The sequence below is a fragment of the Spirochaetota bacterium genome (genome assembly GCA_026414805.1).
GTDB lineage: Bacteria > Spirochaetota > UBA4802 > UBA4802 > UB4802 > UBA4802.
This window is the reverse complement of sequence record JAOAIH010000064.1, coordinates 1-17246: the sequence shown is the minus strand read 5'-3', so window position 1 is coordinate 17246 and position 17246 is coordinate 1. Positions and strand designations below refer to the sequence as shown.

The window sequence follows — 17246 nt, the reverse complement described above, 5'->3', positions numbered from 1 at the left end:
GTCTTCCTTACCAAAAACACATCCAGTACTGGGAGAAGCGTTTTACCAGTTGTACTGTACTGTGTTTTACCGGCATCACAATCAATGCCACTGAGTGCACCATACCACAATTTACAAATGAAACCACACTTTTTAAAAAGGCACACGAACATACTATAGCACTACTCCCGCATATTACTTTCACTAGCGTCAAGGATGGCATTGCATTTTTAACTCATCCGCAGCACTGGGAAAAAACTATACAAGCACTTTCTGCAGCAGTACGTACCAACAAGTGGTGGGGATGCCATTTTGATTTTGAATATCTACCAGGACACTACGCTCCCGCCTTTGCACAATTTTTAAAACATTTCAGGGCGATAGCTCCTGACATTAAGCTTTCAGCAGCAATCTTTCCACAGATTGAATTCAATCCAACCCATTCGGCATTCCACGACTGTGCGCTTCTTTCCGCGTATCTTGATGAAGTGGTTGTGATGTGCTACGACCTTCATAATCCTAAAACAAAACCAGGTCCAGTGACAAGCATACAATGGACAAAGAAAAATATTGAGTATATACTACAATATTTCAAACCACAGCGAGTGTGGTTAGGTATCCCTGCATACGGGTATATGTGGAAAAATGACAGATACTATACTGTTATCACCATGAAGTCAATACCAAAGTATCTGGCATTATACAGTAGCTATCGCCACAACTCTGGAACCATTACGTTTGAATACACCAACCATAATGACCGCTTTGTTGCCTACGTACCAGATAGCCAAACCCACAGCCAACTATATCAACTGGTTAAGCTATATAATCTTAAAGGCGTTGCCCTGTGGCGCTTGGGATTTGAATAAAAAAAGGGAAGCTCGCTACAAAGCTTCCCTTCTGTAGGAGTTGAGTGAGATATTGCTAGAACTTAACTTCAGTTTTTACAAAGATCTGCCTATCTGGATCATCAAGAGCCTCAGACTTTACATTCTGAAAGTAAGCTACCGCCCTCAGACCATTGGCAATATAGTACCCAAGGCCTGCTGCCCATGATGTAACTTTTGATTTATCAACATCTTTGTTTTCGCCAAAGGCGTATCTACCCACAACGATTACAGGCATATCTACAATCTGGTCAAGCCGTACATGCACCCAGCTATCAAATAATTTGTATTTATTCTCTACTGCAGCTTGACCTGCTTTTTTGGTACTTACTTCAGGGATATAGTACATTGCGCCAATTTTGTACCACTCATCAGAATATACTACACCACCACCCATATACCTATTGTAATTGTCACTTATCTTGTCATTGGTATCTTGGTTGCGGTAAATTCCAACAAAATACAGGTCCTTTATTGGCATAATGGTAAGCATGCCATAGTATGCCTTGCCATCGTCACCTAACTTCACCTCATCAGCATATTTGTAGCCTTCACCATTTGTTAATGCACCGGTGATAGTTACAAGCTTGTTAAACATTGAAACTTCCAAGCTCACACCCATGTCTGCAGAGTTATCAATTGATTGACCCTTCAATGTTGTTCCATCCAAATAATATAGTACCGTTTTAGCCTGGTCAGCATAGTTTTGCTCTAACCAGCGGTAATCACTCTGCTTGTCAACAAAGCCAATAAGCGGAGTGCTAATCATACCAAATGCAAACTTATACTCAGCAAAGTCTAATTTTTCTTTTGCTTCAATATAAGCATACTTTAAGAAGACAGTGTAAAAGTTAGTCTTTGATTCAGGAGTAGATGTTGTTGTTCCTGTTTCTGTATACTTCTTACTAGCCTTACTGTCAACCTGACCAACATCGGTTGTTACCCGTACACTCCACATATCATCCAACTTCTTCTTGAAATCCAGATACACTCGCTTGATTGCAAATGTATTATAATTCTCATCAGGGTTTCTAGTAGTAGCTGAATGCTTCAACTCCTTTGACCACTCAATGTATGCCAGTCCGCCAACTTCCAGTTTTGGTTTTTCTGGCACTGGCTGCTCTTGCTTAACTTCTGGTTTTTCTTCAGGTTTTGCTTGTTGTTGTGCAAAACCTGCAGTAGCAACTGCCAATACTGCAACCAACGCTAAACTCTTTACAAACTTCATTAAAACCCTCCTTACATCATTTTGTTAAAAATAGTATACAACTGATTTTTTTCAAAATCCTGTGTGTAAGTAAGCATCTACATATAAAGTTATTTTCAGCCAAATATTAAGATTTTGTAAATTTTATTTTTTATTTTAAGGCTGTGACCCCTCCATCAGTAACTATCGCTCATATTCATTTGTTTTTATTACAATACACTATTGACTTTTAAAATAAAATGATTATATTTACACTACAATGAAATTAATCGTTTGTTTAGCACTGCTAGCAATAAGTTGCAGCAATATTTTTTTTAAGGATTTAACCATGAAAAGTGAAAATCTCACTCAGTTACAATATTATGTAGTTAGGCAAAATGGCACAGAGCCTCCATATCATAACGAATACTGGGATAACAAAAAGCATGGTATATATGTTGATGTAGTGACGGGGACAGTGTTATTTTCATCCACACATAAATTTGATTCCGGCACTGGATGGCCAAGTTTTACACAACCTGTTGACCCGGATGCATTAGTTACACGCTCTGACTCCTCGCACGGAATGGTGCGCACTGAAGTCCGTAGCAAAAGTTCGGATGGGCATCTGGGACATGTATTTGACGATGGACCTGCCCCAACTGGACTTCGCTACTGCATTAATTCTGCAGCACTTCGCTTTATTCCTGTCGAGAAGATGATTGAAGAAGGATACCTGGATTACATGTATCTTTTTGACGAAGTGCAATTGCCATTTGAACAGATTATCCTTGGCGGTGGTTGCTTCTGGGGCGTCGAAGCGTACTTTAAAAAAGTAAAAGGCGTGGTTGACACTACTGTCGGTTACAGTGGCGGCACCACGCACAATCCCGATTACAAAACCGTATGTACCGGTACAACTGGTCATGCGGAAACAGTGCTGGTAACCTTTGACCCAAAAATTATTACCCTTGAAAAAATTTTAAAGCATTTTTACGCAATTCACAATCCAAGTACTCCCAACCGGCAGGGCCTAGACATTGGCACACAATATCGTTCAGCAATTTTTTATATAAGCGATAGGCAGAAGCATGCAATTGATGAGATAATCAGCCAGCTGAAAGCAAAAGGCATCACAGTGACCACGGAAGTTGCAATGGCTAAAAATTTTTATAAGGCAGAAGAATATCATCAGGACTATCTCACAAAAAACCCTGGTGGATACTGCCATATAAATCTAAATAAGATTCATGAATTCTGACTACTTACTCTTGATAGACTATAACGTGGATGATTGACTCATGCGAAGCAATATTTTCAATTTTGTGGGGGATGAGCGATAGAAAATAGATACTGTCACCCTGCTGCAATATAACTTCATTAGCACCTAAGGTTATCTTTATTGCACCTTTTTTCACATGGATAAATTCTTCACCATTGTGAATGGAAAAATCTTTTTTTGTGTAGTTGCCTTCCAGTGTTATAATGTATGCCTTGACTGCAACAGCTTCGCTTGCAGTTTCACCCCTTTGCAAACCTGCTTCAACACTATTGTGCTGTGCTTTGGGCCGCTCATTTTTTGACGTAATGATTTCATCTTTTTTTATAACAGTGTAACCCCATTCAACTGGGCTACCCGCAACTAAAGCCTTTGCCTTCTGCAGTGATCGGGTAAGCTGATGAATAATCTTTAATGAAGGATACACATGGCGATCTTCAATCCTTTGCAGAAGCTCTCCACTGATACCTGTAATTGCAGCAAGCTGTTCAAGCGTAAGATTATTCTGCATTCTGAATTGTTTTAATTTATCGCTCAATGATGCTGTGGAAGATAAAACATTATTGGTATAATACTCAGTAAAACGCTGGAATACTTCACTGTTATCTGTGTCTGGAATATCATACGATGAATAAGAACCCATGGTACTATCCTTAAAAATTATATTCCACTCATAAATACAATTTCAAGTATATCCTTAAAATTATCATCTATCAGATAAAAAATTATTTTACAAGAAAAAAATTTTGGTGTTGGGTTGAGGTCGGTTACTACCGACCTCTCAATATGAGATAAAAAATTATTTTATAAGAAAAAAAATTTTGACAAATTTGTGATGCACAGTACTATCAAGAAATCATGAAAATTCCCTATTCAATTTTATCGATAACGGAAAAAGCTCTCACAAAATCCATGGATGTTCATACCATGGAACGAATTGCCAAAAGCATTGTACCTAACTATAATCTCCATAAAATAATGGGCTTTTCCGAAAGCATGCCAATACCAAATAAAGATGCAGCCGCTCAGATTTTACACGACTTCAGCGAATCAAAGCTTTTCTTCAAGCTAGTACATGCGCTTATGGAAGCACAGGAAAACGGCATCATGGGGCGCAGGTATCCGATAGCTCATTTGCATGAAATCATTGCCGAAATAATAAACTTAGGTTTTGTCTATGATAAAAATAACCGCATTTTCATAGAAAATGCCAAAACCAGAAAAACCCCTAATTGGGGAGTGCTTGAAGAAGATGAAGAATATATCGTTACATTGCTTAGATTAGATATTGCAGCAAATTCCAAACTTGTCCGCAAATATGAATCACAGCTGATAACCCAAACATATCAAGGATTACGCCATATAGTTACTGCAGCAGTGGAACAAAGAAATGGGCGAATATGGAATTGGGAAGGTGATGGCTGTATTGCAGCATTTATTCTTGGAAACAGGAACATGTCTGCTGTGTGTGCTGCGATTGAAATATTCCATGAATTATTTTTATTTAATGTCATCGAATCACAACTTCCAGAACCAGTGAATATCAGGGTTGCTATTGACACAGGGTATTGCACCTACAAACATATACCTGAGGAGCTAAAGAAAACCGAACTTGTAAAAAAGATTATGGAGATTGAATCAAGCTTTACACCGCTTAACTCAATTAATATAACCAACCCGGTTTATTCATCACTTCATGCCCAAATAGCAGAAAAATTTACTACAAAAAAAATTGGAGCAACTTTACATTATATATATTCAATACAATGGAATAGCAAATGAATATTTGTATAATTTATCAGAAGAAAAATCTTCCGCTAGTGCAAAAAGGTTTTGAAACAATAATCAAATCCAAAAAATATTCAACATCATTTATTGAGTATAATGAATCAAATAAAATGAAATCAATGAATAAAAACACACTATATTATTACGATATTTCAGGATTAAAAAAATCTGAGATAGAAAAACATATTAAAAAGTTTAATAAAGAAGGGATATATTATGGTATTATAGATTTGAAGAATACCATAAAAGATATTGCATGGTTTTTTCACAATAATGCTTGTGATTATTGCAACAAAGAAGTACTTCAAAGGCCAATTCCCCAAACACGTCTTCAATATATCATAAAATTTAAAAATATAACCCTATCATCTACTGTGCAGAATAAATATATCATTGCACCAAATTCATGGGACAGTATTGCTCCTGGTAATGAGTATACATTCTGCTTTTTATTTATAGAAATACTGGATATACATGAATTGAAAAAGCATATTGGATCAGAGCATTTAAATAGCAAAATTCATTCCTTTAGGCGTTATTGTGAAGAATTGTTATATCAGGCTGATGGTCGATGTTGGATGTGGATGGACTCAACCGGGTTATTTCTTTTCCCATTCAATGGAGATTCTATACCTGCAATATATTATGCAATCCGCCTCATGTTAAACCGCAGTATTATATCACTTGAACACACAACATTCAATCAGGTTATACAGTACAGAATTGCAATGCATATAGGAAATACCGTGTATCAGCCACGTGGCAAGACAGGTACAATAATATCTGATTGTATTAATTCATTATTCCACCTTGGACAAAAATATACTACTGATCCGGGTTTGTTTATCACACAGGATGTATACCAGTGTATTAATGAAAAGACACAAAAACTCTTTATGAAAGCAAAACCTTTTGAAGGAAGACAAATCTATACATTTAAATACAAATAAGTCACATTGCCGCTAATTCATACTGCCGTTTATCAGCTTCAGGATGCTGCCGGTATATAATGAGGACATTGCCAATCATAGTAACTAGTGTGCTCCCTGTTTGCTCCACTATCTGCTGTGCAAGTTCCTTTCGTTCTTCCTTACAGTCGATAAACTTGATCTTGATGAGTTCATGGCTCAACAAAACTTCATCAATAGCATTAAGTACAGCTTGCGACAGACCATTTTTGCCTATCAGTACAACCGGCTTCATGCTATGAGCACATGCCTTTAAATATTTAACTTTTTTGCGGGGAATGCTATTCATACAACCCTCAGGTATTTAAAAAAATTAAAAATGCCTTTTTCATTCACACCGCATTTTCTTTTTTTATAATTGACAGTATTACACACGTATGCATTGCTTTTAATGCAAGTAAAATTAATTATCATTTTATTGCAATAATTTTTTTAATTTACGTGTTATGATAGGAGTTATATATGGCAAATATTTTAACAGATGATCCCGGATTTAAGTATCATGAAAAGGCGCCCAAAATTGATGCAAAGGAATTCCAAAAGGTTATTGATTCGCGCAGGTCTGTGAGGATTTATGAAAATGAACCAATACCAGAAAAAATAATAAATCAATGCCTGCATAATGCACTACTTGCACCTAACTCATCCAATCTTCAGCCATGGGAAATTTACCACATTGTTGATCCTACCATCCGACAGCAGATGAACAAAGCTTGCCTTGATCAAATAGCTGCAAAAACAGCTGCAACATTATTTGTGGCGGTTGCTCGCACAAACACATGGCGTCAGCATGCACAGGAAATGGTAAAGCTGTTTGAAGCCGCAGGCAATGTTCCAAAAGCTGCTATCTGGTATTATAAAAGGCTTGTTCCTTTTGTGTATAATCAAGGGTTTTTTGGAACATGGGGTCTTGTAAAGCGGTTGCTGTTCTTTATCCGCGGTCTCAAAACACCAGTCATTCGCGAACCAATATCAAAATGCCATATAAAAATATGGGCAGTCAAATCTACTGCGTTAGCATGTCAAAATCTAATGCTCTCACTGCGAGCATACGGATATGATTCGTGCCCCATGGAGGGGTTTGATTCTAAACGAATAAAAAAGATCCTTAACCTTCCTAAAGATGCGATAGTTGTCATGGTAATATCTGCTGGTAAGCGCGCTGTTGGTGGTATATATGGTCCACGTATCCGCTTTGATGAAAGTAGATTCTTAAAGAAGGTATAACTATCTATGTATGAGCAATCCAATGTTTTATTTGCTTTGCTCTTAACACTTTTAGCTGGTCTTGCCACCGGCATTGGAAGTGCCATAGCAGTTGTTTCAAAAAAAACTAATACCAAGGTACTATCGCTTGCTTTGGGATTTTCGGCCGGTGTTATGATATATGTTTCCATGATTGAAATACTTGCAAAATCATTTGATGTACTACGGCATGAATTTGGGCATTGGGGTGGTTGGGTAGCATTGAGTTCGTTTTTTGGCGGCATTGCGTTTATTGGGATCATTGACATTATTGTTCCATCCGCTGAAAACCCACACGAAGTACAGCCAGTTGAAAACATGCCACTTCCCGCCACAAGCCGTGAGCAGCAATTGATGCGGCTTGGGCTGTTATCAGCACTGGCAATTGGTATTCACAATTTTCCCGAAGGAATGGCTACATTCACTGCAGCCCTTCATGATGCAAAGGTGGGAGTCCCTATCGCCATTGCAATATCCCTGCACAATATTCCTGAAGGCATTGCAGTAGCAGTGCCAATATTTCATGCCACTAGCAGCAGAAAAAAAGCTTTTATATATTCATTTATTTCCGGACTTTCGGAACCGGTAGGTGCGCTTATTGGGTTTGCAATACTTTCCCCTTTTATGTCAGAAGCTTTGTTTGGTATTGTATTTGGATTCATAGCCGGTATAATGGTGTTTATTTCCGTTGATGAGTTGCTGCCTGCAGCCATAAAATTTGGGCAACATCACATGTCTATTGCAGGTTTTGTTGCAGGGATGTTCATTATGGCTGTATCTCTTGTTATGATGCAGTAAATTGTATGTCTTAATGTAATGATAGCATCAACAGTAATTAATATTTTAATTTGACATTTTGCAGTAAGTCTTTTATATAATACGTATATTATTATAATACGGATGGCCATTATGAATATTATACAGGAGATAGTAAACGATATACTAATCCTAACAATAAACAGACCACAGGTACGTAATGCCATTGACCGCCCAACTGCTGAAGAACTGAGCCAAGCATTTAAAAATTTTGATGCTGATGAAAAGCTCAAGGTAGCCATACTTACCGGCGCTGGCGGTAACTTTTGTGCAGGTGCTGATTTGCTAGCAATTGCCGAAGACGGACCCAGAAAAAATAAACTCAATCCTAACATGAAGGAAGACGGACCTCTTGGCCCTACACGCATGCTCTTATCAAAACCTGTTATAGCTGCTGTTTCAGGGTATGCGGTTGCAGGTGGACTGGAACTTGCTTGCTGGTGCGATATCCGCATGGCTGATTTGACAGCTAAATTTGGAGTATTCTGCCGCAGGTTTGGTGTTCCGCTAATAGATGGCGGCACTCAGCGCCTTCCGCGCCTTATAGGATTGAGCAGAGCATTGGATTTAATCATCACTGGCAGGGAAATTAATGCTGAAGAAGCCTACCAGTTTGGTCTGGTAAATTATCTTGTCCAGGGTGATATTAAACAAGCAGCAATAGAATTAGCACAAAAAATCGCATCATTCCCACAAAATTGTCTGCGTAGTGATAGAATGTGTGTGTACAGGGGACTTAACATGCCACTAGCCGATGCAATGGAGATGGAGTTTGCAAAGGGCACTGATGTGATTCGAAGTGGCGAAACCTTAGAAGGTGCTCGTAAATTTGCAGCTTCAAAAGGAAAACACTACGACAGTTAAGTCCAAATGTTTTTAATGTATTAACTATACTATATCCTTCTTTCTATTATTGCAAAAATTATTCATTAACAAGAATTCCGTTAACAAAGCGCCCCTTTAATGTTCTTCCATCCGGATAAATAAGAATTCCCTGCCCTTCCATTCTGTTTTCGATAAACTCACCTTCGTACCGAGTCCCATCTGGCCATTGCAATATACCTTTTCCGTGCGCTTTACCTTTTACCATTGGCCCTGTATAGATTTTGCCATCAGCATATGTAAAAGTACCATTGCCGGTAATATCATCCTGATTAAATTGCCCCCTGTAGGAACTTCCATCAGGCCAGCTCATTACTCCATATCCATGTCGCTTACCGTTTACATAAATTCCTGTATACACGCGACCATCAGGCCAGGTAAATGTCCCCTGCCCGTTAAATTTTGCATCTTTAAAACTTCCTGCATACTTTGATCCATCTTCCCATACATACACACCATAGCCTTCATCGCACTTTCCTTCAATGCATCCAACTTTTTTTTCTGCAGTTGCACACGATACAATAACAAAACATGATAACAGTATAATTATAACAGCATAACTACTTTTCATAATTTGACCTCCATTGAAAATAGTAATATCACCAATCTTATATTTGGCTTACCCTAGAATATTTAGTGTAATGCTTTATCCTCAATCAATATTAAATATATGCTAGTGTAAGTTTGATATAATTTTACATAACTAACTTCAACAGGTTTGTTTGACAGCTAAATGTTGTCAGGATTATTTAAAATTATAATGCTTGCGTATTGGTTTTTTTACATGCCAGCGACATTTGACGCCTTTGGGAAATGTTACAAAATCTCCAGCACCAAACACAATCCTTTGACCATCTTCAGTTTCTACTTCCACCTCACCTTCAAGTACATAGAACTGCTCTGTGGTATCATAGTACCAGTCAAAATCAGATATTTCCTTTTGCCAGATTGGCCAGCTAAATACTCCCTGCTTTTTCAATTCTTCTTCTTTTATTTTTTCAACAGTGACTTTCATACTTCTATTCCCCTTAAAAAAATTTAATATATCATTATAAGCATTTATTGCGCTTGTATAATTATTTTCTTTATTAAATTATTTCCATCACTCATACACAAAACTATATAAATGTAGCATCTATTTTCAACAAAAATATCAGTCTACAGAATAAATTTGTGCATCTTTCAGTGTTTAAAAAAGCTACCGTTAACACAAAAAAATTTTATACTGTTGCAATGCTCTGACCCCAACCAATGTTATGATAAATTAAATTGAGTCATCCTGAACTTGTTTCAGGATCTTAAAATATGCTCTGACCCCACCAACTCATCGTCACCAGCTTCTTCTGCGTGATGTTACTTTTTTCCCACGCAGAGAACGCAAAGATAAAAGAGTTTTTACACTCTGTTTTAAGCTCTGACCCTTAATTCATTTCCTCTGTGTACTCAGCGCTCTTGGTGTGATGTATTATTATCTCACACAGAAAACGCGGAATTGAGGGAGTGTTTGGGCTCTGACCCCTCATTTCATCATTTCACTCTATCTACTCTGTGACCACTGCACTCTCAGCCAAAGGCATAATTTATCATCACGCAAGAAACGCAAAGATGTGACTTATAAAGGACTTATCGATTACCTGAAAATTTTTTAAAATTAACAAAATTTTAGTTGCCAATATTTAAGTATTTAATTATATTCTAAACAGATATTTTAATACGGAGGATGTTTATAATGTCATCAATTCAAGAAGTAACTGAAGCTACATTTGATACTGCTGTGCTCAAGGAAAACGGAAAAGTATTAGTTGATTTTTGGGCTCCATGGTGTGGGCCATGCCGTTTGCAAACACCTATACTTGAGAAATTGGCATCAAACGGGATTAATGCAAAAATAGTAAAGTGCAATACAGACGTTAATCCGGGAATTGCACGTAAGTTTGGTATAAGTGCTATTCCAACATTAATACTATTTGAAAATGGCAAAGAAGTTGATCGCATGATTGGCGTACAGCCTGAGGAAGTCCTTAAACGCAGACTCCAATAACCCACTCTACCCTATTCACACATGCGGCTGGCAACACCAGCCGCTTTTTTTATTTTACATACCAATACATCCTGCTATTATGATGAAATACTCCAATGTGGTATCCCATTACTCTGCTCAAAAGCTCTTCATTATTAAGCACCTGGCGATCCCCAGCATACACACACTGCCCCTGTGCAAGCAACAGCACTCTGTTAACCCATGGCATGATTTCATCTATATGATGTGTTACATACAGAATGGTTTTATGCATTTGTACCAGTTTTGACAACGTATGCAAAAACTCCTCGCGTGAGCGTATATCAAGCCCGTTGCATGGCTCATCCAAAATTAAAATATCAGGATCATACACCAATGCTCTGCCAATAAGCACTTTTTTTTGCTCGCCATACGAAAGCTTGCCAAAAGGCGTATCAGCATAGTGCAATAATCCCAAGGTATGTAAAATGTTTTCAGCTTTTCTTTGTATAGCAGGCGATAGCTCCTGATATAACCCCAAACTGCTGTAAAAGCCAGAAGCTACAACCTCAACAACCTTAGTCTTTGGTGGATAGGAATATTGCAGGTAGTCGCTTACAATACCAATGTGAGTGCGCAATTCCCATACATTGACTGTGCCTAATTCTTTCCCAGCAATGATAACCTTGCCTTGGGACGGAAAAATTAGCGTGGCAATTATATTCATTAAAAATGATTTCCCCGATCCATTGGGTCCAAGAATTGCCCACTGCTCGCCATAATTGACAGATATGTTAATGTCGTTAAGAATTGTAACAGAATTTCGCCACAGGGATACATTTTGTAAACGCAAAAGCTCCATAGTATATGTAGTAGCATATACACCATGGAGCTTCAAATTATTTATTCATTCAGTATTACAGCGTTGGTATATTCTTTACCCTATCTTCTTTTATCTTCTGTTCTTTAGCTGCCTTTTCACGCTCTGCTTGTTCTTTTGCAAGTTTTTCTTTTTCCAAACGTTCCTTTTCCATCTTTTCAGCTAATAGCTTTTCACGTTTTTCCTTTTCCATCCTCAATTTCAATGCTTTTTCAGCTTTTTCCTTTTCTTCTTTATCTTTTAATAATTTTTCTTCTTGCTGCTTTCTTGTTTCACTGTCATCTTCCACAACTCTGCTAATTTCCTGTTTTACTTCTTCATGTGCTACTGCAACTACTGGAATATCTTTTACTTCTTTCTTTATCTCTTTTAGTGCTTCTTTTGGAGTTTCTACTGGTTTAATTTTTTCCTTTAATTCTTCAATAATTTTCTGCTGTTCATCTTTTTCATAAGTTTCAGATTTCTTTTCCTCTATCTTCTGCACTATGGTTTCAACTGTTTTAGTATCAAGAGCAACTGTTTGGTTTTCCTCAACTATCACTTCAACATCTTCTACCACCGTTTCATTGCTCACCGGTTTCACCATTACTTTGCCAGCTATAACGTTGACCTGCGCACCCTTATCATCAGCAACCATTCTAAATGAAGTGCCTCTTACAGCTGCAATAACTGTCTTTGACTTTAAAGCAAAACTGTCGCCTTTTTTCAGTTTTCCCAATGTAGCAAATGTTTTGCCGCTATCAATGTTTAATGTAACATCATCAGCATTGTTGTTTAAAAGCGATTGTATAGTTACCTTTGTATTTTCATGTATGCGGATAATCCCGGCATTGCGGTAAACCACATCAACTACAGATTCTTTTCCGGTTATAATCACATCATTGACTGACAAAATCTGACCAACCTCAGGCACAGCTATTTTATCATTAGTTTGAATTCTCACTTCTCCAAAAAAAGAATGGATTTTTAATATATCCTGTTTTGCCTCTTTGGTACATGCAATGGCAAAGCAAACTGTTAGCACTGTCATCAATGAACATAATTGTTTCATGTATGACTTCCTCCTAAAAGAATGATTTTACTATTGACATTCCGGACCCCCCGGAATATTCACTTTTCACATGGTCATTCTAAACCCCTCCGGAATCGTTCCACCTACCGTCATTCCAGACTTAATACGGAATCGTTCCACCTAGCCTCTTTCTAAACCCCTCCGGAATCTCTACACCTATCGTCATTCCGGACTTGATCCGGAATCTCCATTACATTTAGATCCTGAATCAAGTTCAGGATGACTTATTGTGATAAAAACCAGAATCACGTCCACGATAACTTATTGTGATAAAACCCTGAATTAAATTCAGCATAGAAGTAAAAATACCCTATGCTCTTCATCATTATATTAAAATAGCTACACTCAGCGTACAGTTGCAACTTTCTCTGACTATTTTTGCATTATTTTTTAGCACTGCAAATACCTAAAGTTACTAGATATTATTCTCAACTTTAATCTATAACCTATTACTAAATAAAATAAAAAAAGTGTAAAGAAAAAAAATATTTTCTGTAAGCTTATCCCTCTAACAACAATAATTTTTTTATAACAACACCCTATGTGTCGCTTTCCTTCGCTATTATTGCTGATGAGGTGTGTACTATTTTTGGTATATTACATTTTTTTTGCTATACTGCATTATAAAAATATATCTATTGATTGTTATGAATGAACACATTTCACTTGATGACACTACAATAGACTCATTGGGCAATTGTACTATTGATTCGCCCTTAAAAATATCAAAGTTTATCGATGATTCCCAGCGTATTGCTGTAGACATCGAAGAACACCTATTACAGAAATCTTTCAATGAAACAGGAACTATCGCCTCATTTGAAAATGCAGGGCCACGTAAAAAAATTTTTTTTAATCCTGAAACAACAAAAGCTGCAGTAGTAACCTGCGGGGGACTATGTCCTGGTATAAACAATGTTATCCAGGGTATTGTTCGAATGCTTAACTTCCAGTATGGTGTAAAGACAATTTATGGTGTACGCTATGGATTTGAAGGCCTGGTGAAACGCTATGGGCATTCATTCATAGAACTTACTCCAGCTTTTGTCCATGACCTGCACGAAAAGGGCGGCACAGTACTTGGTTCATCGCGTGGACAGCAGGATGAAAAGGAAATAGTTGCTACACTAGTTGAACATGGCATCAATATACTATTCATCATTGGTGGTGATGGTTCACTGCGCGGTGCGTACGACATCTATCAGGAAGTAAAACGACAAAAGCTTCCTATTGCCATAGTTGGAATACCAAAAACTATCGACAATGATATATGGTTTGTGGATAAAACCTTTGGATTTTCCACAGCTGTGTCCACTGCTGCACAGGCCATCTATGCTGCCCATGCTGAAGCTATTGGGGCAAAAAACGGCATTGGCATAGTGCGCGTTATGGGACGTGATGCTGGCTACATTGCTGCCTTTGTCACGCTTGCCTCAAATGAGGTCAATTATTGTCTTGTCCCCGAAGTTCACTTTGATCTGGAAGGGCCTCATGGCTTTTTACCACATTTAGAAAAACGTCTGTATGCTGCCAACCATGCAGTGATTGTTGTAGCAGAAGGTGCAGGACAACAATATTTTACCGGCCCAAAAGAAACCGATGCTTCGGGCAACATTAAATACGGCGACATAGGGCTCCTTTTAAAAGATGCAATCAGCAATTATTGTGCAAAACGCAATATCCCCGTAACCATCAAATATATTGACACAAGCTATCTGGTGCGCAGCGTGCCGGCATCAAGCGACGATGCAGTGTATTGCATTATGCTTGCACAAAATGCGGTTCATGGAGCAATGGCAGGCAAAACCGGTTTTGTGGTGGGTTCATGGCATTCCTATTTCACCTACATTCCGCTGGCACTGGTCACCAGGAAACGAAAACGCATTGACCCCAATGGATATCTGTGGTCAATGGTAAAACAGAGCACCTGCCAGCCCGATTTCTTTGCGTCGTAGTAGGCCAGCTATTTATTTTTAAAAACTCGTAGTACAAATATAGGTAGCGGCAATATATTTTTTATTTGCTTTTTTTATACTATATATTATTTTTCCAAAGAAATAATAATTAATTATAGAATCATCCGGGTTATGTGATATGACTACTAACGATATGGACCAACTGTATAAAGTAAAACAGCTGTATGCAAATGTAGGCAAGCTTATCGTTTCCTCTCTAGAACTTGAACACATACTCGAAGGCATTATGGAAGAAGTCCATACCTACTTTGCGCCGCAAAACTGGAGCCTTTTGCGCTATGATCCCAATTCGGAAGAATTATACTTTGTGATATCTCATGGAATTGATTTTGACAGCGTCAAAAACATTCGCCTCAAAAAAGGAGAAGGTGTTGCAGGTTATGTCGTTGAAACAAGGAAGCCTGTATTTGTGCCCGATACCAGCATTGATAATCGCTTCAGCGATAAAATTGACAGAATTACCGGTTTTTCCACAAAATCGGTTATGGCAGTGCCCATGATTTTTCGCGATACCCTTTACGGTGTCATAGAGCTAATTAACAGGGCACAGGGTGGAATCTTTTCATCTGATGATTATTTAGTGTTGCAAACTATAGCTGATTTCAGTGCTATCGCCTTTGCTAATTCCTTGCTGTATGAAAAGGCAACAACCCTTGCATCAATAGACCCACTAACAGGGCTTTATAATGTTCGAAAGCTCAACGAATTAACTAAAATTTGGTCCAAAGAAGAACCTGTTCGCCGCGAGGATACCACCAATATCGTTGCAGTTCTTTTGTTTGACATCAAGGGGTTGAATGATATAAATAACATTGGTGGCCACAAAGAAGGCGATCGTATTTTAAAACAGGTATCGCGCTTGCTAAAAGCAAGCCTCAGGGAACACGATATCACATTCCGCACGGGAGGTGATGAGTTTTTAGCAATTATTAATTGTGACAATTACTTTGATTTAAAATCTCTTGTAGAGCGCATCATACAAAAATTGCACACCATCACACTGCCCGACCATCCTCACCTTAGAATACAGGTAAGCCACGGATTAAGTATTGGCACACGTAATCGATTAAGCCAGCTCATAGAAGAAGCACGGCAGCAGAAATCATGATTTATCAGGGCGTAACTTTTTAAAAAAATTTTGTAATATTGTTTTGCATTCTTCCTGGCAAATTCCAAACACCATTTCTGGCGTATGATTAAGTGCTGTATTTCCGCACACAGCTAGCACCGTGCCGCATGCACCAAAACGGTAATCTTTTGTGCCAATAATAAGCGTTTCAATGCGCGCATGTACGATAGCACCCGCGCACATTGCACACGGCTCTTTTGTGACATACATACTACAGCCGACAAGCCGCTCATTGTGCAAATAGCTTGCTGCATCTTTGATAGCCAACATTTCTGCATGTGCCGTGGGGTCAGAGCATTGCCGCGTTTTGTTATGAGCGCGAGCTATGATTTGATCACCCATAACTATCACTGCACCAACAGGGATCTCATCTTCAGCTTCTGCTAATTTTGCCTCTTCAAGAGCAATGGCCATATACATGTGATGATCTTTGTTCATTGCTTTTGACCCTCACAGATATAATTTAAGGGTACTTTACCACCTGCGTTCATAGTATTTACTACCACACAAAGATTGTATCACAACCACAAAATTTTTAATAAAATCAATGTTTTGTACCACGCAGAGAACGCGGAGGTGGGAGAGTGTTTTGGCTCTGACCCCTTATTATGACAGCGGGTCATCCTGAACTTGTTTCAGGATCTTGTAAATATATGCTCTGACCCCAATCACTCTGCATACTCAGCGCACTCGGCGTGATACCTCATTTACCCTCACATAATTATAAAAAAAATGGGGTGAATATCACCCCATTTTCAATATAAATTTTTTCAAACAACTATATGTTGCATATATCACCTTAGCACCTGGAATAGCCCTACAATAATCCCTATTATGGTGATGGTCTGAGTAAGCAATAACCCTATAAGCCACTTTAAAATGCTACCCTTCACTTGCTGTATTTCCACCCTTACACGCTCAATCTCTAATCTAAGCTCAGCCCTCACCTGCTCTATTTCTTTTGTTAACCGTAATTCTATTTCCTTCATCTCTTTTGTAAGCTTCAACTCCTGTAAGCTTAAATCCTGTCGTGTTGCTACCTGATTATTGCTGATTGCTTCTTCTACTTTCTCAACAAATTCAGCCAGCACTTTTGCTTTTACCTCATCTTCCTTAAATGCTTCATATACACGTACTGCAAATCCCATATTGTATTATTC

Annotated in this window: 19 protein-coding genes; 10 read left to right on the top strand and 9 right to left on the bottom strand. The window is 38.2% G+C overall.

Annotated features, from left to right (window positions below; translation table 11 throughout):
• On the top strand, positions 1-848 hold an 848-nt coding region (locus N3F66_12045), incomplete at its 5' end, for a glycosyl hydrolase family 18 protein (protein ID MCX8124875.1).
• A 55-nt stretch (positions 849-903) separates the two neighbouring features.
• Here N3F66_12045 and N3F66_12040 read toward each other — a convergent pair.
• The gene (locus N3F66_12040; GenBank protein ID MCX8124874.1) at positions 904-2094 is read right to left on the bottom strand and encodes a hypothetical protein; all 1191 of its coding nucleotides are present in this window, start codon (positions 2092-2094) and stop codon (positions 904-906) included.
• 307 nt (positions 2095-2401) lie between these two features.
• On the opposite strand from N3F66_12040, the gene N3F66_12035 reads away from it, so the two are divergent.
• Positions 2402-3313, top strand: a complete 912-nt coding sequence (locus tag N3F66_12035; GenBank protein MCX8124873.1) for a bifunctional methionine sulfoxide reductase B/A protein — start codon at positions 2402-2404, stop codon at positions 3311-3313.
• A gap of 4 nt (positions 3314-3317) precedes the next feature.
• Here N3F66_12035 and N3F66_12030 read toward each other — a convergent pair whose 3' ends face one another.
• Positions 3318-3974 (bottom strand): XRE family transcriptional regulator, encoded by a 657-nt coding sequence (locus N3F66_12030; protein ID MCX8124872.1) that lies wholly within the window; start codon positions 3972-3974, stop codon positions 3318-3320.
• 284 nt (positions 3975-4258) lie between these two features.
• On the opposite strand from N3F66_12030, the gene N3F66_12025 reads away from it, so the two are divergent.
• Together N3F66_12025 and N3F66_12020 are read left to right on the top strand one after the other, a co-directional pair.
• Positions 4259-5113, top strand: coding sequence for a hypothetical protein (locus tag N3F66_12025; GenBank protein ID MCX8124871.1), 855 nt, complete (start codon positions 4259-4261; stop codon positions 5111-5113).
• On the top strand, positions 5110-6069 hold the full coding sequence (locus N3F66_12020; GenBank protein MCX8124870.1) for a hypothetical protein: 960 nt from the start codon (positions 5110-5112) through the stop codon (positions 6067-6069). Before N3F66_12025 ends, N3F66_12020 begins: the two co-directional genes overlap by 4 nt.
• A gap of 1 nt (position 6070) precedes the next feature.
• Here the strand turns inward: N3F66_12020 and yhbY are convergent, their stop codons facing one another.
• Positions 6071-6376 (bottom strand): ribosome assembly RNA-binding protein YhbY, encoded by a 306-nt coding sequence (yhbY, locus tag N3F66_12015; protein MCX8124869.1) that lies wholly within the window; start codon positions 6374-6376, stop codon positions 6071-6073.
• 173 nt (positions 6377-6549) lie between these two features.
• Between yhbY and N3F66_12010 the strand changes: the two genes are divergently transcribed.
• The 3 genes from N3F66_12010 to N3F66_12000 all read left to right on the top strand — a co-directional run bounded on the left by N3F66_12010 (position 6550) and on the right by N3F66_12000 (position 9012).
• On the top strand, positions 6550-7314 hold the full coding sequence (locus N3F66_12010; protein ID MCX8124868.1) for a nitroreductase family protein: 765 nt from the start codon (positions 6550-6552) through the stop codon (positions 7312-7314).
• 6 nt (positions 7315-7320) lie between these two features.
• Positions 7321-8130, top strand: coding sequence for a zinc transporter ZupT (zupT, locus tag N3F66_12005; protein MCX8124867.1), 810 nt, complete (start codon positions 7321-7323; stop codon positions 8128-8130).
• A 111-nt stretch (positions 8131-8241) separates the two neighbouring features.
• Positions 8242-9012 carry a crotonase/enoyl-CoA hydratase family protein gene (locus N3F66_12000; GenBank protein ID MCX8124866.1) on the top strand — a complete coding sequence of 257 codons (771 nt, stop codon included), beginning with the start codon at positions 8242-8244 and terminating at the stop codon, positions 9010-9012.
• 58 nt (positions 9013-9070) lie between these two features.
• On the opposite strand, the gene N3F66_11995 is transcribed toward N3F66_12000, so the two are convergent.
• Together N3F66_11995 and N3F66_11990 are read right to left on the bottom strand one after the other, a co-directional pair.
• Positions 9071-9601, bottom strand: coding sequence for a hypothetical protein (locus N3F66_11995; protein ID MCX8124865.1), 531 nt, complete (start codon positions 9599-9601; stop codon positions 9071-9073).
• 174 nt (positions 9602-9775) lie between these two features.
• Positions 9776-10045 carry a cupin domain-containing protein gene (locus N3F66_11990; GenBank protein MCX8124864.1) on the bottom strand — a complete coding sequence of 90 codons (270 nt, stop codon included), beginning with the start codon at positions 10043-10045 and terminating at the stop codon, positions 9776-9778.
• Positions 10046-10759: 714 nt separating this feature from the next.
• Here N3F66_11990 and trxA point away from each other — a divergent pair.
• Positions 10760-11071 carry a thioredoxin gene (trxA, locus tag N3F66_11985; GenBank protein ID MCX8124863.1) on the top strand — a complete coding sequence of 104 codons (312 nt, stop codon included), beginning with the start codon at positions 10760-10762 and terminating at the stop codon, positions 11069-11071.
• Between the two features lie 49 nt (positions 11072-11120).
• Here the strand turns inward: trxA and N3F66_11980 are convergent, their stop codons facing one another.
• Together N3F66_11980 and N3F66_11975 are read right to left on the bottom strand one after the other, a co-directional pair.
• The gene (locus tag N3F66_11980) at positions 11121-11927 is read right to left on the bottom strand and encodes an ATP-binding cassette domain-containing protein (protein MCX8124862.1); all 807 of its coding nucleotides are present in this window, start codon (positions 11925-11927) and stop codon (positions 11121-11123) included.
• Positions 11928-11946: 19 nt separating this feature from the next.
• On the bottom strand, positions 11947-12960 hold the full coding sequence (locus tag N3F66_11975) for a FecR domain-containing protein (protein MCX8124861.1): 1014 nt from the start codon (positions 12958-12960) through the stop codon (positions 11947-11949).
• Positions 12961-13628: 668 nt separating this feature from the next.
• Here N3F66_11975 and N3F66_11970 point away from each other — a divergent pair.
• Together N3F66_11970 and N3F66_11965 are read left to right on the top strand one after the other, a co-directional pair.
• Positions 13629-14936: an ATP-dependent 6-phosphofructokinase gene (locus tag N3F66_11970; GenBank protein ID MCX8124860.1), complete on the top strand. Its 1308-nt coding sequence runs from the start codon at positions 13629-13631 to the stop codon at positions 14934-14936.
• 139 nt (positions 14937-15075) lie between these two features.
• Positions 15076-16065, top strand: a complete 990-nt coding sequence (locus tag N3F66_11965) for a sensor domain-containing diguanylate cyclase (GenBank protein MCX8124859.1) — start codon at positions 15076-15078, stop codon at positions 16063-16065.
• Here the strand turns inward: N3F66_11965 and tadA are convergent.
• Together tadA and N3F66_11955 are read right to left on the bottom strand one after the other, a co-directional pair.
• Positions 16060-16524 (bottom strand): tRNA adenosine(34) deaminase TadA, encoded by a 465-nt coding sequence (gene tadA, locus N3F66_11960; GenBank protein ID MCX8124858.1) that lies wholly within the window; start codon positions 16522-16524, stop codon positions 16060-16062. The genes N3F66_11965 and tadA overlap by 6 nt on opposite strands.
• Before the next feature lie 356 nt (positions 16525-16880).
• Positions 16881-17234, bottom strand: coding sequence for a hypothetical protein (locus tag N3F66_11955; GenBank protein ID MCX8124857.1), 354 nt, complete (start codon positions 17232-17234; stop codon positions 16881-16883).
• Positions 17235-17246 lie beyond the last annotated feature (12 nt).